The organism is Jiangella alkaliphila, from assembly GCF_900105925.1.
Lineage (GTDB): Bacteria > Actinomycetota > Actinomycetes > Jiangellales > Jiangellaceae > Jiangella > Jiangella alkaliphila.
On the sequence record NZ_LT629791.1, the window covers coordinates 5,360,287 to 5,377,526 of the forward strand.

At 70.5% G+C, this 17,240-nt stretch carries 17 protein-coding genes and 2 pseudogenes; 7 read left to right on the forward strand and 12 right to left on the reverse strand.

The annotated features are described in order from the left end of the window. Positions 1–45: 45 nt before the first annotated feature. The 3 genes and pseudogenes from BLV05_RS24525 to BLV05_RS24535 form a co-directional block, all read left to right on the forward strand. Positions 46–982, forward strand: a pseudogene (locus BLV05_RS24525) (IS256 family transposase); the annotation flags it as partial. A gap of 62 nt (positions 983–1,044) precedes the next feature. Continuing rightward, on the forward strand, positions 1,045–2,274 hold the full coding sequence (locus BLV05_RS24530; protein ID WP_083421475.1) for an IS256 family transposase: 1,230 nt from the start codon (positions 1,045–1,047) through the stop codon (positions 2,272–2,274). Positions 2,275–2,330: 56 nt separating this feature from the next. Continuing rightward, positions 2,331–2,705, forward strand: a pseudogene (locus tag BLV05_RS24535) (transposase); the annotation flags it as partial. Positions 2,706–2,710: 5 nt separating this feature from the next. On the opposite strand, the gene BLV05_RS24540 reads toward BLV05_RS24535, so the two are convergent. The 6 genes from BLV05_RS24540 to trpB all read right to left on the reverse strand — a co-directional run bounded on the left by BLV05_RS24540 (position 2,711) and on the right by trpB (position 8,764). Beyond that, entirely contained in the window at positions 2,711–3,178 is a 468-nt protein-coding gene (locus BLV05_RS24540; protein WP_197683300.1) for a transposase, read from the reverse strand. Between the two features lie 430 nt (positions 3,179–3,608). After that, positions 3,609–4,973, reverse strand: a complete 1,365-nt coding sequence (lgt, locus tag BLV05_RS24545) for a prolipoprotein diacylglyceryl transferase (RefSeq protein ID WP_063932665.1) — start codon at positions 4,971–4,973, stop codon at positions 3,609–3,611. A gap of 54 nt (positions 4,974–5,027) precedes the next feature. Next, positions 5,028–5,867, reverse strand: coding sequence for a DsbA family protein (locus BLV05_RS24550; protein ID WP_052763218.1), 840 nt, complete (start codon positions 5,865–5,867; stop codon positions 5,028–5,030). An 88-nt stretch (positions 5,868–5,955) separates the two neighbouring features. Then, positions 5,956–6,732 carry a DsbA family protein gene (locus BLV05_RS24555; RefSeq protein WP_046773013.1) on the reverse strand — a complete coding sequence of 259 codons (777 nt, stop codon included), beginning with the start codon at positions 6,730–6,732 and terminating at the stop codon, positions 5,956–5,958. Beyond that, on the reverse strand, positions 6,732–7,526 hold the full coding sequence (gene trpA, locus BLV05_RS24560) for a tryptophan synthase subunit alpha (protein WP_046773012.1): 795 nt from the start codon (positions 7,524–7,526) through the stop codon (positions 6,732–6,734). Before trpA ends, BLV05_RS24555 begins: the two co-directional genes overlap by 1 nt. Then, a complete protein-coding gene (gene trpB / locus BLV05_RS24565; protein WP_046773016.1) occupies positions 7,523–8,764 on the reverse strand; it encodes a tryptophan synthase subunit beta in 1,242 nt (413 codons plus the stop codon). Before trpB ends, trpA begins: the two co-directional genes overlap by 4 nt. A 220-nt stretch (positions 8,765–8,984) precedes the next feature. Between trpB and BLV05_RS24570 the strand changes: the two genes are divergently transcribed. Both BLV05_RS24570 and BLV05_RS24575 read left to right on the forward strand, forming a co-directional pair. Then, positions 8,985–9,872, forward strand: a complete 888-nt coding sequence (locus tag BLV05_RS24570; protein ID WP_046773011.1) for a hypothetical protein — start codon at positions 8,985–8,987, stop codon at positions 9,870–9,872. Continuing rightward, positions 9,872–11,650: a GMC family oxidoreductase N-terminal domain-containing protein gene (locus BLV05_RS24575; RefSeq protein WP_046773010.1), complete on the forward strand. Its 1,779-nt coding sequence runs from the start codon at positions 9,872–9,874 to the stop codon at positions 11,648–11,650. The genes BLV05_RS24570 and BLV05_RS24575 overlap by 1 nt, the downstream gene beginning before the upstream one ends. 6 nt (positions 11,651–11,656) lie before the next feature. On the opposite strand, the gene trpC is transcribed toward BLV05_RS24575, so the two are convergent. The 6 genes from trpC to hisI all read right to left on the reverse strand — a co-directional run bounded on the left by trpC (position 11,657) and on the right by hisI (position 15,923). Continuing rightward, on the reverse strand, positions 11,657–12,472 hold the full coding sequence (gene trpC / locus BLV05_RS24580) for an indole-3-glycerol phosphate synthase TrpC (protein WP_046773009.1): 816 nt from the start codon (positions 12,470–12,472) through the stop codon (positions 11,657–11,659). A 117-nt stretch (positions 12,473–12,589) separates the two neighbouring features. After that, positions 12,590–12,940, reverse strand: coding sequence for a winged helix-turn-helix domain-containing protein (locus tag BLV05_RS24585; RefSeq protein ID WP_052763216.1), 351 nt, complete (start codon positions 12,938–12,940; stop codon positions 12,590–12,592). A gap of 3 nt (positions 12,941–12,943) precedes the next feature. Then, positions 12,944–13,201 carry an HGxxPAAW family protein gene (locus tag BLV05_RS24590; RefSeq protein ID WP_046773008.1) on the reverse strand — a complete coding sequence of 86 codons (258 nt, stop codon included), beginning with the start codon at positions 13,199–13,201 and terminating at the stop codon, positions 12,944–12,946. 237 nt (positions 13,202–13,438) lie between these two features. Then, positions 13,439–14,038: a TIGR02234 family membrane protein gene (locus BLV05_RS24595; RefSeq protein WP_046773007.1), complete on the reverse strand. Its 600-nt coding sequence runs from the start codon at positions 14,036–14,038 to the stop codon at positions 13,439–13,441. Next, entirely contained in the window at positions 14,035–15,567 is a 1,533-nt protein-coding gene (locus tag BLV05_RS24600) for an anthranilate synthase component I (RefSeq protein WP_046773006.1), read from the reverse strand. Before BLV05_RS24600 ends, BLV05_RS24595 begins: the two co-directional genes overlap by 4 nt. Further along, the gene (gene hisI, locus BLV05_RS24605; RefSeq protein WP_046773005.1) at positions 15,564–15,923 is read right to left on the reverse strand and encodes a phosphoribosyl-AMP cyclohydrolase; all 360 of its coding nucleotides are present in this window, start codon (positions 15,921–15,923) and stop codon (positions 15,564–15,566) included. Before hisI ends, BLV05_RS24600 begins: the two co-directional genes overlap by 4 nt. A gap of 141 nt (positions 15,924–16,064) precedes the next feature. Between hisI and BLV05_RS24610 the strand changes: the two genes are divergently transcribed. Beyond that, positions 16,065–16,553 carry a septum formation family protein gene (locus BLV05_RS24610; protein ID WP_160312846.1) on the forward strand — a complete coding sequence of 163 codons (489 nt, stop codon included), beginning with the start codon at positions 16,065–16,067 and terminating at the stop codon, positions 16,551–16,553. 102 nt (positions 16,554–16,655) lie between these two features. Then, positions 16,656–17,237, forward strand: a complete 582-nt coding sequence (locus tag BLV05_RS24615) for a septum formation family protein (RefSeq protein ID WP_160312845.1) — start codon at positions 16,656–16,658, stop codon at positions 17,235–17,237. Positions 17,238–17,240: the final 3 nt, after the last annotated feature.

Sequence of the window (17,240 nt, forward strand, 5' to 3'; positions counted from 1 at the left end):
GAGCAGGAGAAGGTTGTCGATTCCTCGGATGAGGCAGCTCGTCGGTTGGCGGCGGTGTTGTCGGATGAGGCGATTGATAATCTGTTGGCGGATGCCGAGTCGTCCGGGACACCGGTTGATGGTGTTCATGGGTTGTTGAATCGGTTGACGTCGAGAGTTCTGGAGCGGGCGTTGGAGACCGAGATGACCGATCATCTCGGTTATGAGCCCGGTGATCCGGCTGGGCGCGGATCGGGGAACTCCCGGAATGGGCGTTCGGCCAAGACGGTCGCGACGACGGCCGGCCCGGTGAACGTGACCGTGCCACGAGACCGGAATTCGACATTCGCCCCGCAGATCGTGCCGAAACACTCCCGGCGTGTCGGCGCGATCGAGGACATCATTCTGTCGTTGTATGCGCGCGGGCTATCGACCCGGGAGATCGAGGCGCACCTGAAGGAGATCTACGACATCAACACGTCGCCGGCGCTGATCTCCAAGATCACCGACGTGGTCGTGGACGAGATCACACTGTGGCAGAACCGGCCGGTCGACGAGGTCTACCCGATCGTCTACGTCGACGCCATCCGGATCCGGGTCCGCGACCGCGGCTCGGTCACGCTGAAGTCCGCACACCTGGTCGTGGGCGTCGACGTCGACGGGTTGAAGGACGTGCTGGGGATCTGGATCGCCGCGGAGGAGGGCGCGAAGTTCTGGGCGCACGTGCTCACGCAGCTGCGCAACCGGGGCCTGCGCGACGTCCTCATCCTGTGCTGCGACGGGCTGACCGGGCTGCCTGACGCCGCGCGCAGCGTGTTCGACAAGGTCACCGTGCAAACCTGTGTGGTGCACGTGATCCGCAATACGATGCGGTTCATCTCCTACGGCGACCGGAAAAAGGTCGCCACGGCGATGCGTCACATCTACACCGGGCGTGTTGAATCTTTCGTGTAAGGCCGGGTGGGCCAGGATTGGTCCGGGCGTGTTTGCGTCGTGGCCGCGAGAGGATTCTTTGTGTCGGAGCAGGAGAAGGTTGTCGATTCCTCGGATGAGGCAGCTCGTCGGTTGGCGGCGGTGTTGCCGGATGAGGCGATTGATAATCTGTTGGCGGATGCCGAGTCGTCCGGGACACCGGTTGATGGTGTTCATGGGTTGTTGAATCGGTTGACGTCGAGAGTTCTGGAGCGGGCGTTGGAGACCGAGATGACCGATCATCTCGGTTATGAGCCCGGTGATCCGGCTGGGCGCGGATCGGGGAACTCCCGGAATGGGCGTTCGGCCAAAACGGTCGCGACGACGGCCGGCCCGGTGAACGTGACCGTGCCACGAGACCGGAATTCGACATTCGCCCCGCAGATCGTGCCGAAACACTCCCGGCGTGTCGGCGCGATCGAGGACATCATTCTGTCGTTGTATGCGCGCGGGCTATCGACCCGGGAGATCGAGGCGCACCTGAAGGAGATCTACGACATCAACACGTCGCCGGCGCTGATCTCCAAGATCACCGACGTGGTCGTGGACGAGATCACACTGTGGCAGAACCGGCCGGTCGACGAGGTCTACCCGATCGTCTACGTCGACGCCATCCGGATCCGGGTCCGCGACCGCGGCTCGGTCACGCTGAAGTCCGCACACCTGGTCGTGGGCGTCGACGTCGACGGGTTGAAGGACGTGCTGGGGATCTGGATCGCCGCGGAGGAGGGCGCGAAGTTCTGGGCGCACGTGCTCACGCAGCTGCGCAACCGGGGCCTGCGCGACGTCCTCATCCTGTGCTGCGACGGGCTCACCGGGCTGCCTGACGCCGCGCGCAGCGTGTTCGACAAGGTCACCGTGCAAACCTGTGTCGTGCACGTCATCCGCAACACGATGCGATTCATCTCCTACGGCGACCGGAAAAAGGTCGCCACGGCGATGCGTCACATCTACACCGCTCCCGGCGTCGCGGCGGCCGAGATCGCGTTGAAAGAATTCGAGCAGAATTTCGGGCAGCAGTATCCCGGCGCGATCGAGGTGTGGAAGAATGCGTGGAACGAGTTCATCCCGTTCCTGGATTACCCGGCCGAGCTACGCCGAATCGTCTACACGACGAACCTGATCGAATCAATCAACTACCAGCTGCGGAAGATCACCAAGACTCGCGGCCACTTCCCCGACGATGACGCCGCCATGAAGCTGCTCTTTCTCGGGATCCGTAACATCAGCCGGAAACGAGGAGGAGCATCAGGCACCGGAACCCATGGATGGAAGAAAGCACTCAACTTCCTGGTCGTGGAATTCCCAGGACGACTCACCTAGAAAAGTCACATCAAGGTAAAGGTTTGCCCTGTCTTACACGAAAAACTTGACAGGCCCTCTACACCGCTCCCGGCGTCGCCGCGGCCGAGATCGCGTTGAAAGAATTCGAGCAGAATTTCGGGCAGCAGTATCCCGGTGCCGTCGAGGTGTGGAAGAATGCGTGGAACGAGTTCATCCCGTTCCTGGATTACCCGGCCGAGCTACGCCGAATCGTCTACACGACGAACCTGATCGAATCAATCAACTACCAGCTACGGAAGATCACCAAGACCCGCGGCCACTTCCCCGACGATGACGCCGCCATGAAGCTGCTCTTTCTCGGGATCCGTAACATCAGCCGGAAACGAGGAGGAGCATCAGGCACCGGAACCCACGGATGGAAGAAAGCACTAAACTTCCTGGTCGTGGAATTCCCCGGAAGACTCACCTAGAAAAGTCACATCAAGGTAAAGGTTTGCCCTGTCTTACACGAAAAACTTGACAGGCCCACCGTCCCGAGCCGGACCATGCCCAGTTCCGTGGCCAGCAGCAGCGACGCGGTCAGCAGGTCTTCCAGCGCCTGCCCGTGGTCGCGGCGGAACCGGGCCAGCACCGTGTGGTCGGGCACATCGGAGGCGCAGATGATCCGGAACGCCACATCGGTGCCGCACAACCGTTCGATCTGCCGCGACGAGGACACCCCGTGCGCCATCGCGTAGATGAACAAGGTGAGCAGCATGTCCGGGTCGAAGCCCCGCCGGCCCACCGAGCCGAGCCTGGCCCGGGCGTGGAACGCGGTCGTGTCCATCCGCTTCACCGCCGCGATCACGAACCACACCAGATGATCACCGGGCAGCCAGTCCGTCATCGACGGCGGCAACAGAAACGCCTGGTCACGATCGACCGGCCGGTATCCCTTCGCCATGACCCGCACCATTCCAAACCATGATCAACCAGGCCAGACGCCACGCCGAGACAAAAAGCAACAGGCTCCATGACGCACCGTTTCTTGGATGATCATCGAAGTGGGCGGTGGCCGGGTGGGCACGGCCAGAGGCGGCCAGCGAACGGCAAGCCGAGCGGAGTCGGTAGCCGAGAACGCAACCCACGGCCAGAGGCGGCCAGCGGACAGAAGCCCAGCGAGCCTTGGAGGCCAGGCCCATCTTCCGGCCAGCCCCCTGACGCTGCTGTTACGGGCGCGCGGGAGGCCGGGTCAAGCGGTCATCGCCGCGCGAAGCGCCAATAGTCCGCTTGAGGCGGCCTCCCGCGCCCCCGACCATCGAAAGCAGCAGGGGGCAGGCCAACTCGGCGATCTGGCCCACGCGAACCCCGCCGACGACAGAACCGGCGACGATTCAATCGCCGGCGGTCGGCGTACTGGTCGACTCGCCGGCCGGCGTCTCGGCCGGCTTCTCGGCTGCGGCCTTCTTCGCCGGCGCCTTCTTGGCGGCCGTGGCCTTCTTGGCGGTCGTGGCCTTCTTCGCCGCTGCCGTCTTCTTCGCCGCCGCGGTCTCGGTCGCGGCCTTCTTCGCGGGCGCCTTCTTGGCCGTCGACGCCTTCTTCGCGGCCGTGGTCTTCGCCGTCGTCGCCGAGGCGGTGCCCGCGGCAGCGCTGGTCTTCGCCGACGCCGCAGCCGCCGGCTCCGCGACCTTCTCGTCCGCCGGCTTCTCGCCCGCCGGCTTCTCCTCAGCGGGCTTCTCTTCAGCCGGCTTCGCCTCGGCGTCGACCTTCTCGGCGTCGGCGGCCTTCGTCTCGGCCGGATCCTTGCCGTCGGCGGGTTCCTTCGCGCCGTCCTCGGGCTCGTCGTCCGGAAGGGTGATCGGGGTGTCGTCCTCGGACTTGCCCTTGTCGTCGAACGGGTCGGGCTGGTCGTAGAAGCCGCGCAGCGACTCCGGGTCCTCGCGCCCCGGGTTCCGCTTGAGCGACCAGAAGAAGAAGCCGACCGCCGCCACGAAGATCAGACCGGTCACCCACAGGTTCACCCGGACGCCGAAGATCTCGTTGGCGCTGTCGATGCGCAGGTACTCCCAGAAGCCGCGACCCAGCGTGTAGCCGGCCACGTACAGCGCGAACAGCCGGCCGTAACCGATGGTGTAGCGCTTGTCCAGCCACAGCAGCAGGAACGCCACCCCGACCGCCCACAACGCCTCGTACAGGAACGTCGGGTGGAAGGTGGTGAAGTCGGCGTAGCCCTCCGGCCGGTGCGCGGGGTCGATCTCCAGGCCCCACGGCAGGTCGGTGGGCCGGCCGAACAGCTCCTGGTTGAACCAGTTGCCGACCCGGCCGATGGCCTGGGCGAACAGGATGCCCGGCGCCATGGTGTCGGCCATCGCCGCGAACGGGACGCCGCGGCGGCGGCAGGCGATCCAGACGCCCAGGGCGCCCATGGCGATGGCGCCCCAGATGCCCAGGCCGCCCTCCCAGATCTGCAGCGCCTGCCAGGGGTCGCGCCCCTCGCGGAAGTAGAGCTGGTTGTCGGTGATGACGTGGTAGATGCGGCCGCCGATGATGCCGAACGGCACCGCCCACACCGCGATGTCGGCGACGACGCCGGGCTCGCCGCCACGGGCCAGCCAGCGCCGGTTGCCGAGCCAGATCGCCAGCACGATGCCGGCCATGATGCACAGGGCGTACGCCCTCAGATCGAACCCGAAGATGTCGATGGCGTTGCTGTCCGGGCTGGGAATGGAGGTGGGCACCACGGCCGGCGTCGCGATCACAGGCGAACCGTACCGGACCGGTCGATCCGGGTCATCATCGCGGTGTGCTCCAGATCACTGGGTGGCGGACGGGTCGGGCGTCTCGCCCGCGGGCGGCGTGACCGGCGGGGTGGCCGGCGCCGTGCCCGTGGCGTCGGGCGCCGGGGTGGCGAGGCTGCCACCAGCGGCGACGGTCGCGACGGCGGCGTTGAGGCCCTCGGGCGTCCACTGGGCGGCGTCGAGCACCTCACCGTTGACGAACACCGTCGGCGTGCCGGTGATCTCGTTGTCGCGGGCCGTCTCGGGCACCGCGGCCGCCCAGTCCTCGAAGTCGTCGTCGCGGACGCAGCTCTCGTAGTCGCCGCCGATGCCGACCTGCTCACCGAGGTCGACCAGCGAGCTGGTGGACCACTGGGTGCCGGCCGCGGCGAACGCGGCGCCCTTGAACTCCAACGCCTGGTCCTCCTGCGCGGCGCAGGCGAACGCGTTGTTGGCGCGGCGGGAGTAGACGGCGCCGGTGAAGTCGAGCGGGTGGTAGACGATGTTCGCCTGGCCGGAGTCGACCAGCGACTGGATCGCCGTGCTGTTGGTCGCCTCGAACTCCGCGCAGTGCGGGCAGAGGAAGTCCATCCAGTAGTCGATGGTGACCGGCGCGCTGGCCTCGCCGACGAGGATGCCGCCGCCGTCGCCCTCGATGGCCTGGCCGTTCCCGGACCCGACGGCGTCAGGCACCTCGACCGGGCCGTCGCTGCCGCCGCGGCTGGCCGCTACGGCCACCGCGATGATCGCGACCGCGGCCACGACGGCCACCGCCACGCCGTAGCGCATCATGCGCTCGCGCCGCTTCTCCTGGCGCGCCTGCTCCTCGCGCATCGCCTTGATGCGCTCGCGGGCCTCGGCCTTCTTGCTGCTCATCGATGGGCTTCCTTCGACACGAGTGAGTTCACGGGGATTGACGAGGGTACAACTTCATTGAGCGTGGCGTGAGTTCCGCATCGATTGATCACGATGTCGTCACAGCGGTTTCGACGGCGGCCCGGAACTCGTCGGCGCTCATCGCCGCCGGGTTCTCCAGCGGCTGGCCGTTCAGCAGGACCGACGGGGTCGCCTCGAGGCCCTCGTCGCGGAAGGCGTCGAGGACGTGCCGGCCCCAGTCGGCGTAGGTGCCGTCGCGGACGCACGACTCGAACACCGCGTCGTCGAGGCCGACCGCCTCGCCCGACGCCAGCAGGTCGTCCGTCGTGTAGCCGCCGGTGCGCTCGGCGGGCTGGTTCGCGAACAGCTCGGTGAGGAACTCGACCGGCCGGCCGGCGTCGATGGCGCAGCCGAACGCGTTGCTGGCGCGATCGGACTCCTCGCCGAGGAACGCCGCCGGGTGGTAGACCACCTGGGCGGTGCCGTCGGCGACCAGCTCCTCCAGCACCGGCCCGTTCTGGGCCTCGAACTCGCCGCAGAACGGGCACTGGAAGTCGAACCAGTAGTCGATCGTCACGGGAGCGGACGCCTCGCCGGCGGCCACGCCGGTGCCGCCCTCGATGGCGCCCGACGGGATCGCGCCGGTGCCCTCAGGGCCGTCGGACGACCGGTTGACCAGCACGATCGTGATAACGGCGATCACGACCAGGACGCCGACGGAGATGCCGGCCCGCATGAACCGCTCGCGCCGGCGCTCGGCCAGGGCTCGCGCCTCGGCTTCCTCGCGCAACGCCGCGGCCCGCGCCCTCGCCTGTCCTTTTTTCGAGCCTCGGGCCGGCGGCCGATTGTCGTGGTCACTGGTCATCAGCGCTCGCGCACTCCCCTGGCGAGGTCCGCGGCCAGCTCGGCGATGGACGCCGCTCCGGACGCGGGGTCGGGGGCGTCGAGCATGCGGCGGACGAACGCGGACCCGACGACGACGCCGTCGGCGAACGCGGCGATCTCGGCGGCCTGGGCCGCGTTGGAGACGCCCAGCCCGACCGCGACGGGCAGCTCCGTGGTCGCCTTCGTCCGCGCCACCAGCCCGGATGCGGCGTCGCCGACCTGCTCGCGGGTGCCGGTGACGCCCATGACGGACGTCGCGTAGACGAAGCCGCGGCAGGCCGCCGTCGTCATGGCGATGCGCTCGTCGGTGGACGACGGCGCGACCAGGAAGACGGTGTCGAGGCCGTGCTCGCGGGCCGCCGGGATCCAGGAGTCGTCGGCGTCGGGCGTGAGGTCGGGCGTGATGACGCCGGACCCGCCGGCCGCGGCGAGGTCGCGGGCGAACGCGGCCGCGCCGTAGCGCTGGAGCGGGTTCCAATACGACATGACGACGGCGGGCGCACCGGTGGCGGCCACCGCCTCCACGACGCGCAGCACGTCGGCCGTGGTGGTGCCGGCCTTCAGCGCGGCCTCGACCGCGGCCTGGACGGTCGGGCCGTCGATGACGGGGTCGCTGTAGGGCAGCCCGATCTCGACCGCGTCGACGCCGGCCTCCACCATGGCCTTGAGCGCCGCGATGGAGCCGTCGACCGTGGGATAGCCGGCCGGCAGGTAGCCGATCAGCGCGGCGCGGCCCTCGGCGCGCGCCTTCTCGAACGCGACCGTCGTGCTCACCGCCGCACCTCCCCGGACTCGTCCATCAGACCGAACCACTTCGCGGCGGTGTCGACGTCCTTGTCGCCGCGCCCGGACAGGTTCACCAGGATCGTGGCGTCGGCGCCGAGCCGCTCGCCCAGCCGCCGGGCGCCGGCCAGCGCGTGCGCGCTCTCGATGGCCGGGATGATCCCCTCGGTGCGGCAGAGCAGCCCGAACGCCTCCATCGCGTCGGCGTCGTCGACCGGCTCGTACGCGGCCCGGCCGGAGTCCTTCAGCCACGCGTGCTCGGGCCCGACGCCCGGGTAGTCGAGGCCGGCCGAGATGGAGTGCGACTCGATGGTCTGCCCCATCTCGTCCTGCAGCAGGTACGACCGCGCCCCGTGCAGCACGCCGGGCGAGCCGGCGGTGATCGTCGCCGCGTGCCGCCCGGTGCTGACGCCGTCGCCGCCGGCTTCGAAGCCGTACAGGGCGACGTCGGCGTCGTCGATGAACGCGTGGAAGATGCCGATGGCGTTGGACCCGCCACCGACGCAGGCCGCGACGGCGTCGGGCAGCTTGCCAGTGAGGTCGAGCACCTGCTGGCGCGCCTCGTCGCCGATGATGCGCTGGAGGTCGCGCACCAGCGTCGGGAACGGGTGCGGCCCGGCGACCGTGCCGAACACGTAGTTGGTGGTGGCGACATTGGTGACCCAGTCGCGCAGCGCCTCGTTGATGGCGTCCTTCAGCGTCCGCGAGCCGGTCGTGACCGGGACGACGGTGGCGCCGAGCAGCCGCATGCGGGCGACGTTGAGCGCCTGCCGGCGGGTGTCCTCTTCGCCCATGTAGATGACGCACTCGAGGCCCATCAGCGCGGCCGCGGTGGCGGTGGCGACGCCGTGCTGGCCGGCGCCGGTCTCGGCGATGACCCGCGGCTTGCCGATGCGCTTGGTGAGCAGCGCCTGGCCCAGCACGTTGTTGATCTTGTGCGAGCCGGTGTGGTTGAGGTCCTCGCGCTTGAGCAGGACGCGCGCGCCGCCGGCCGCCTCGGCGCCGAACCGGGCCGCCTCGGTGATCGGGGTCGGCCGGCCGGTGTACGTGGTCAGCAGGTTGGCGAGCTCGGCGGTGAAGGCGGGGTCCTGCTTGGCGGCGGTGTACTCGCGGTCGAGCTCGTCGAGCGCCGCGATCAGCGCCTCCGGGACGTAGCGGCCGCCGTAGGGACCGAACCGGCCGGGCCGGTCGTCGTGACCGGCGGAAAGGACGTGCCCGTGGTCGGGCATGGTGTCCACCCGAGTAGCTCCTCGCTGCGTTGCTTCAGATGGCTGACAGGTGACGAGAGCGCAGACGTGCGCCGTCACCCGAGACGGTATCGCAGCGGGTGGACACGTCCCCAATCGCGTTCGGTTTTGCCGAACCGCTTGACGCTGCGTCAGCGCCGTCGTTACGTTCCAGCGCACGTTACCCAGGGGTAACCGTCAACGTCGACCGTGAAGAGGCCCCATGCCCGTGCCCGCCCGCGACCTCGGCCGTCGCGCGTTCCTCGCCCGGATGGGGGTGCTCGGCGCGGCCGCCGCGATCCCCGCGCTGGCCGCACCGTCCGCGGCCGCGTCGCCGTCGGCGCTGTCCCCGCTGGTCGGCCTGCTCCGGCCGGTCCTCGCCGAGCTGTCCCGCGACACCATCCGCGGCCTGGTCGTCATGGTCTGCCCCGGCCCGGACGCCTACTCGCGCGCCCAGGGCACGCCGCGCGACGAGCCGGGCGCGCTGGAGGCGCGCGGCGACGACTTCATGATCGCCTCGCTGGACGGGTTCGTGCCGTTCCCCGACCAGCTGGCCACTCCCCTGGCCGCCGCGCTGTCGACCGCTGTCGACGACATCGGCCTGCCGCTGCCGCCCGGGCTGCTGCCGCCGCTGTTCCCGCCGGTGTGGACGCTGGACCAGGTGCTGCAGGAGCTGCTGGAGAACGACGAGACGCTGCCGCTGTCGCTGGTCGTGGCGCTGTTGCTGAACGTCGTCGCGACCCAGGTGAACCCGCTGGCGCTGAACGGGCCCTTCCTGTCCCCGTTCGCGCGGCTCTCGCTGGAGGAGAAGTGCCGGGCGTTCGAGCTGCTGGAGGGGCCCGACGCCGACCTCGTCGCGCTGCTGGACGCCGGGTTGCCCGAGCCGCTGCGCTCGTCGATCAGCGGCCTGCTGCGGTTCCTAGCCGGCGCGCTGCTCGAGTTCTCCACGTTCGGCTCCTACAACGAGTGGGGCGTGTACGACGGCGCGGCCCGCGAGCTGACCGACCGGCCGGTCGGCTGGCAGCTGTCCGGCTACCAGCCCGACGGCGTCGTCGACGGCTGGGACGACTTCATCGGCTACTACGAGGGACGCACCGAGGTGGAGGCCTGATGCGCGACGTCATCGTCATCGGCGCGGGCGGCGGAGGCCCCGTCGTCGCGAAGGAGCTGGCCGCCCGCGGCCTGGACGTGCTGATCCTGGAGGCCGGGCCGCGGCACGCCGACCCGGACCGCGAGTGGACGCACTACGAGAACGACGCCAACAACCCGCTCACCGGGTTCCTGCGGTTCGGCCCCGCCGACCGCGAGGGCCCGGCGTGGTACCGCGAGACACCGCAGAACTCGTTCATCTGGCAGCTGTCCGGCGTCGGCGGCACGACGCAGCACTACTTCGGCAACTGCCCGCGCGCCTACCCCGGCGTGTTCCAGGGCTACGACGGCGCGGACCGCGACGCCTACGACACCGGCCACCTGTTCCCGTTCCCCTACGAGGAGCTGGTGCCGTACTTCGAGTGGGTCGAAGCGACGCTGCCGGTGCAGACCGCGGCCATGGGCACCAAGGAGCAGGTGTTCTTCCGCGGCTGCGAGGGCATCGGGCTGCCGGTGCAGACGACCAAGACGACGACGGAGGACTCGTTCCGGCCGCAGGAGAACGCGATCCTGCAGCCCGGCGGGTTCGCCGGCAAGGTGACGGGCCGCGACGACCCGCGGCTGCGGTTCCCGCAGGCGACCGGCTGCACGTTCTGCGGCTACTGCATGCAGGGCTGCAGCAAGCCGGCCGGCGCGCCGCGGAACCTGGCGGCCAAGCGGTCCACCGACAACAGCTACGTGCCGATGGCGCTGACGGCGCCCGAGTGGGCCACGGGCGGCCGGCCCGCGGAGCTGATCGCGGACGCCGTCGTGACCCGCATCCACACCTCCGAGCAGGGCGGCGAGACGATCGCGTCCGGCGTGACCTGGCGAGACGGTGCGAGCGGCGAGACGCACCGCGAGGACGCCCGCGTCGTCGTGCTGGCCGCCGGCTGCACCGAGAGCCCGCGGCTGTGGCTGAACAGCCGGCTGCCGAACCCGAACGACTGGGTCGGCCGCGGCTACACCGACCACTTCTTCGACTGGGTCATCGGCCTGTTCGACGAGGACACCGGCTCCAGCCGCGGCGCGGCGTCGGCGGCGCGGGCGGAGTTCCCCGGCCGCGGCGGCATGGAGAACGTCGGGCTCACGCCTGGCCTGCAGCAGTTCGCCGCCGTCTTCTCCGACAGCGGCATCCGCGGCCACTACGGCAACGGCCGCGGGCCGGAGGGTCCGTGGGACGGCGCGGCCGGCCGGATGATCGGCCCGGAGCTCAAGGACGCCCTGATGAACGGCGTCGACCGGCTGCTGAACATCCTCGTCATCACCGACGACGACGTCGAGGCGCAGAACCGCGTCACGCTGTCCGCATTGCCGGCCGACGAGCACGGCCCGGTGCCGAAGGTGACGTTCAAGCAGCGCAAGCGGTCGGCGCGGACGCTGCGCAACCGCGAGTTCGTCGCGCGGCGGGCGGCGGAGGCGCTGCGCGCGGCCGGCGCTCGCAAGGTCGTCCGCGTCGACTGGCCGCCGCTGCTGCTGCACGTGCAGTCGTCGATGCGGATGGGCGCCTCGGAGGCCGACTCCGTGCTGGACGCGAACGCGGAGGCGCGCTGGGTGAAGCGGCTGTTCGTCGCCGACAACTCGGCGCTGGCCAACGCGCTGGGCGGCCCCAACCCGACGCTGACGTCGCAGGCGCTGGCCACCCGGACCGCGGAGAAGATCTTCGCGACGTACTTCGGCGGCGACCCCTGGGTGCGCTCGGAGTCGCCCGTGGTGTCGACCGACCAGCGGGTCACCGACGGCCTGCGGGTCCGGACCTAGCTCAACTCAGCCCTGGCGGCTGCCCCGGTTGAGCGCGGGGTGGGCGCCGGCGGCGACGAGGTCGGCGACGGCGGCCCTGGGGTCCTTGCCGGTCACCAGGGTCTCGCCGACCAGAACGGCGTCGGCACCGGCGCGGGCGAGGTCGATGACGTCGCGCGGCGACTTCACCCCGGACTCGGCGATCTTCACGATGCCGTCCGGGACCAGCGGGGCCAGCCGCTCGAACGTCGTGGTGTCGACCTCGAGGGTCTTGAGGTCGCGGGCGTTGATGCCGACGAGCTTCGCGCCGCCGTCGGCCGCCCGCGCCACCTCGTCGGCCGTGTGCGCCTCGACCAGCGGCGTCAGCCCGATGGACTCGGCCCGCTCGATGAGGCTCACCAGCGCGATCTGCTCGAGCGCGGCGACGATCAGCAGCGCGAGGTCGGCGCCGTAGGCCCGCGCCTCCCACAGCTGGTAGCTGGTGACGATGAAGTCCTTGCGCAGCACCGGCACGTCGACGGCGGCCCGGACGGTCTTGAGGTCGTCGAGGGTGCCGCCGAACCGGCGCTGCTCGGTGAGCACGCTGATGGCCGCGGCGCCGCCGGACTCGTAGTCGACGGCGAGGGCAGCGGGGTCGGCGATCTCGGCCAGGGAACCGCGCGACGGGCTCGACCGTTTCACCTCCGCGATGACCGACACACCCGGCGAACGGAGCAACGGCAGCGGATCACGTGCCGGCGGCTGCTTGGCCGCCATCTCCTTCAGCTGATCGAGAGGGCAACGGCCCTCTCGTTCGGCCAGGTCAGCGCGCACCCCGTCGATGATCTCTTCGAGAACGCTCATCTCCGCCCCTCGCCGGTGCCGCCCCACCGGATCGGCCGACCCGGATGGTCCAGAGTAACGGCGAGTGATGAGTGCTCTCGACATACCCCCGGTGAAGGGCGCTCGACGATCATGTGCTCACACCCTCGGGACGGGGTCGAGGGCGTACCCGACGCCACGGACGGAGCGGATCGTCAACGCACCCTCCAGCTTGCCGCGCAGCGTCGCGACGTGCACGTCGACAGTGCGGCTGCCGACCGGCACGGGGTAGCCCAGCGCCTGGCACATCAGCTCTTCGCGCGTGCAGACGCGGCCCGGCCGGTCCATGAGATGGGCCAGCAACGCGGCCTGCAACGGCGTCAGCACAACCTCGCGGCCGCCCGGCGTCGCCATCAGGCGATGGTCGACGTCCAGCGTCACACCGGCGACGGAGACGACCGGCGGGCCCGCCCGGGTCCGGTCCGACGTCGTCCTGCCGGCGCGCGTCATGGCCTACCCGATGCTGTCCTCGCCCGTCACGGTGGCGGGCTGGTGCTGGGGCTGGGCGGCCTGCGGGTCGCGCTGCCCGAGGCCCATCATCTGCATGACCTTGCCGACGATGCCGGCGACCACGACGAGGCCGACGCCGCCGAACCAGAACAGCGGCCAGTTGAGCAGGATGACGGCGATGCAACCGACCACGAAACCGGCCAGGATCAGGATGACCGTGGTCCAGGCCGCCGGGGTGTGGCCGTGCTCGTTGTGCGCCATCTTCGGTCACGTCTCCTGTCGTCGCGGCGTCCTCACCGCTCATTGTGCCGGATGATCGCCGTCGCCGGTCGGCCGACCTCGGTTCTGGCCCGCCCCGCAGGTCCATTCCATGCCCTTTTGCAATGAGCACCTATACGCACCACCCGAACTCACGCCCCGTTTCCTTGATCAAGAGGGCGTTCTCCCTGCCAGCGCGGGGACAACTCCCTCTTGATCACGGCATGGCGCCTGCCCGTGTCAGGACGTCGGGTCGTCGCCGCGGTCGAGGGCGTCCCAGGTGGCGCGGTTGCCTTCGGCTGGCTTCTTGGCGGGCTCAGCGGCGGGCCGCCGCCCGCGGCCGCCGGATCGCTCGTACCGGGCGCCCATGGACGGCCACGACGGACCGCGGACGGCGACCAGCAGGCCGGCCACCGTGACCAGCAGGCCGGCCAGGACGACGGCGACGGCCCAGGCGGGCGAGGTGGAGACGGACTCGGCCGGGCCGGTGGCCTCGGGGCCGGTCGCCAGCCAGTCGGACACCCGTCCGTCGAGGTCCGGCAGCACGACGGCGGCCATGACGGCCTGGACGGCGCCCAGCACGGCCAGGACGCCCCCGACGACGCGCCGGCCCAGCCGCCGGACCGCGGGGACCGCCACGACGGCCGCCAGCGCCACGAGCGCCACGGCGGGCGCGAGCGGCAGCAGATCCGAGCCGGACACCGGCTCCGTCGTCACGGAGAGTGACGACGACTGCTCGGCGGTCCCCCACGAACGCGACGCCGCCACCAATCCGAGGACGCCGCCGGCGGCCAGGAGGAGCAGCGCGCCGAAGTACTCGCGGCGGGCCTCCAGGTTCATCGCACCGGCCGCATCGTCTCGGCGACCGCAATGGCGCGCAGCGCCGCCGCGGCCTTGTTGCGCGACTCGGTCCACTCCGCTTCGGGGTCGGAGTCGGCGACGATGCCCGCGCCGGCCTGGACGTAACCGACGCCGTCGCGGATCAGCGCGGTGCGGATGGCGATCGCGACGTCGAGGTCGCCGGCGAAGTCGAGGTAGCCGACGACGCCGCCGTAGACCCCGCGGCGGACCGGCTCGAGGTCGTCGATGATCTCCATGGCCCGGACCTTCGGCGCACCGGAGAGCGTGCCGGCCGGGAAGCACGCGGCCAGCACGTCGAGCGCCTCCTGGTCGTCGCGCAGCCGGCCGACCACCGTCGACTCGATGTGCATGACGTGGCTGTAGCGGCGCACCGTCATGAAGTCGACCACCTCGACGGTGCCGGGCGCGCAGACCCGGCCGAGGTCGTTGCGGGACAGGTCGACCAGCATGAGGTGCTCGGCCCGCTCCTTGGGGTCGGCGAGCAGCTTGTCGGCCAGCGCGGCGTCGGCCTCCGGGGTCTCGCCGCGCCACCGCGTACCGGCGATCGGGTGCGTCATGGCGCGGTCGCCGTTGACCTTGACCAGCGCCTCCGGGCTGGACCCGACGACGGAGTAGGCGCCCTCGCCGTCGCCGTCCGGCCCGGGCAGGCGGACGAGGTACATGTACGGGCTCGGGTTGTCGCGGCGCAGCACCCGGTAGACGTCGAGGGCGTCGGCCGTCGTCGGGGTCTGGAACCGCTGCGAGAGCACGATCTGGAACGCCTCGCCGGCCCGGATCTCCTCCTTGGCCCGCTCGACCGCGGCGAGGAAGTCGGGCTTCGTGGTGCGGCAGTCGTGCCGCGGCGGCGTGCCGGGGTCGTACGAGGCGACCGACGACGGCGTCGGCCGGGCCAGCTCGGCGGTCATGCGGTCCAGCCGCTCGACGGCGTCGGTCCACGCCTGGTCGACCCGTTCGTCGCTGTCGTCCCAGTTGACGGCGTTGGCGACCAGCAGGATGGTGCCGTCGTCGTGGTCGAGGACGGCGACGTCGGTGGCCAGCAGGAAGGACATGTCGGGCAGCTGGAGATCGTCGATGGTCGTCGACGGCAGCCGCTCCAGCCGCCGCACCGCGTCGTAGGAGACGAACCCGACCAGACCGCCGGTGAGCGGCGGCAGGCCGGGCAGCCGCCGGCTCTTCAGCGCGCGCATCGTGCCGCGCAGCGCCGCCCACGGGTCGCCGCCGGACGGCAGCCCCACGGGCGGGGCGCCGTGCCAGACGGCCTGGCCGTCGCGCTCGCTGAGCACCGCCGCCGACCGCGCGCCGACGAACGAGTAGCGCGACCACACACCGCCGTGCTCGGCGGACTCGAGCAGGAAGGTTCCGGGACGGTCGGCGGCCAGCTTGCGGTAGACGCCGACCGGGGTCTCGCCGTCGGCCAGCAGCCGCCGCACGACGGGGATGACCCGGTGCTCCTTGGCCAGCACCCGGAAGGTCGCGAGGTCGGGCTCGACCGGGAGCCCGCCGGTCATGCCGCCGTCCCGGTGACGGAGTCGAGCAGGCCGTCGTCGAAGCAGGTGCGGGTGCCGGTGTGGCAGGCCGGGCCCTCCTGGTCGACCTGGAGCAGCAGCGTGTCGCCGTCGCAGTCGAGGCGCACCTCGCGCACCCACTGCCGGTTGCCGGACGTCTCGCCCTTCACCCAGTGACGGCCGCGGCTGCGGCTCCAGTACGTGGCCCGGCCGGTGGTGAGCGTGCGATGCAGCGCCTCGGCGTCCATCCAGGCCAGCATGAGCACCTCGCCGGTGTCGTGCTGCTGGACGACGGCGGGCAGCAGGCCGTCGGGCGTGAGCTTCAACCGGGCGGCTACGGTGGGGTCGAGACCGGGCATCTCCCCATTGTCTCCGACCGCTCCCGCGGGAACGACACGCGGCCGGATCTTCGGTATCGCATCGTGGACGAGACGATGACCAATTAAGGTGCCGTGGTTGGGTACCACACGGTACCGACCTCTTGACGAAGGAGCATTCTCGTGGCACGCACGTCCCGCGTTGCCGCGGCGGCGTCGGCCGCTGTGGCCGCGGTCCTGCTGCTGGCCGGTTGCTCAGACGACGGCGACGAGCCGCAGCGCGACCCGTCGGGCAACATCACCGAATCCGCGGGTGCCGACGTGTTCGACGTGCGGGCCGGCGACTGCCTCGGTGACTTCGGCGACTCCGAGCAGGTCACGGACGTCTCCGTCGTCCCGTGCGACCAGGAGCACGCGCAGGAGATCTACGCGACGGCCGAGGTCCCCGACGGCGAGCTGCCGAGCGACGACGACCTCCGTGCGCAGGCCGAAGAGGTCTGCACCGCCGAGTTCGAGACCTACGTCGGGCTCCCCTACGCGGAGTCGGCGCTCGACTTCACCTGGCTGCAGCCCACCACCGAATCGTGGGACCAGGGCGACCGCGAGCTGGTCTGCCTCGTCAACGACCCCGCCGGCCCGGTCACGGGTTCGCTGCAGGGCGCGAACCGCTGAGGCTCGAATGCTGACCCCCCATGAACTCCGTCGCCCGTCCGAGCGGGCGACGGCGCAATGCGCCGTGCCATCGGCGTGTACAACCTGAAGGAGACAATGATCGTGCGGACCACGATTCGTACTGCTGTCACGGCGCTGGCCGCCGTCGCGGCACTGAGCCTGAGCGCCTGTGGCGACGACTCGTCGGACGACAACGCCGGCGACGACTCGACCACCACCAGCGAGGAGACTCCTGCTGAGGAGGACACCCCCGCCGAGGACGACACCCCGGCCGAGGAGGACACCCCGGCTGAGGAGGACGAGACCGAGGCCCCCGAGGGTGAGACCCAGAACGTCTTCGACGTCGGCCTGGGCGACTGCATCAGCAGCTTCAACGCTGAGGAGCAGGTCGAGGAGCTGACCGTCATCCCCTGCGAGGAGGAGCACGACCAGGAGGTGTTCGCGGTCTTCGAGGTCCCGGACGGCGACTTCCCGGGCGGCGAGGCCTTCCAGACGCAGGTCGAGACCGACTGCGTCGGCGAGTTCATGACGTTCGTCGGCATGGACTACAACGAGTCGGTTCTGGACATCCAGTGGCTGGAGCCGACCGAGGAGTCGTGGGCGCAGGGCGACCGCGAGCTCGTCTGCACCGTGTACGACCCGGCCGGCCCGGTGACCGGCACCCTCGAGGGTGCCAACCGCTGAGGT

Coding starts and splice junctions, on each gene's coding strand:
- BLV05_RS24540 (WP_197683300.1), bottom strand. CDS start 3,178: ATGGCGAAGGGATACCGGCCGGTCGATCGTGACCAGGCGTTTCTGTTG.
- BLV05_RS24550 (WP_052763218.1), bottom strand. CDS start 5,867: ATGAGCAGCAAGAAGGCCGAGGCCCGCGAGCGCATCAAGGCGATGCGC.
- BLV05_RS24555 (WP_046773013.1), bottom strand. CDS start 6,732: ATGACCAGTGACCACGACAATCGGCCGCCGGCCCGAGGCTCGAAAAAA.
- trpB (WP_046773016.1), bottom strand. CDS start 8,764: ATGCCCGACCACGGGCACGTCCTTTCCGCCGGTCACGACGACCGGCCC.
- BLV05_RS24570 (WP_046773011.1), top strand. CDS start 8,985: ATGCCCGTGCCCGCCCGCGACCTCGGCCGTCGCGCGTTCCTCGCCCGG.
- BLV05_RS24575 (WP_046773010.1), top strand. CDS start 9,872: ATGCGCGACGTCATCGTCATCGGCGCGGGCGGCGGAGGCCCCGTCGTC.
- trpC (WP_046773009.1), bottom strand. CDS start 12,472: ATGAGCGTTCTCGAAGAGATCATCGACGGGGTGCGCGCTGACCTGGCC.
- BLV05_RS24585 (WP_052763216.1), bottom strand. CDS start 12,940: ATGACGCGCGCCGGCAGGACGACGTCGGACCGGACCCGGGCGGGCCCG.
- BLV05_RS24590 (WP_046773008.1), bottom strand. CDS start 13,201: ATGGCGCACAACGAGCACGGCCACACCCCGGCGGCCTGGACCACGGTC.
- BLV05_RS24595 (WP_046773007.1), bottom strand. CDS start 14,038: ATGAACCTGGAGGCCCGCCGCGAGTACTTCGGCGCGCTGCTCCTCCTG.
- BLV05_RS24600 (WP_046773006.1), bottom strand. CDS start 15,567: ATGACCGGCGGGCTCCCGGTCGAGCCCGACCTCGCGACCTTCCGGGTG.
- hisI (WP_046773005.1), bottom strand. CDS start 15,923: ATGCCCGGTCTCGACCCCACCGTAGCCGCCCGGTTGAAGCTCACGCCC.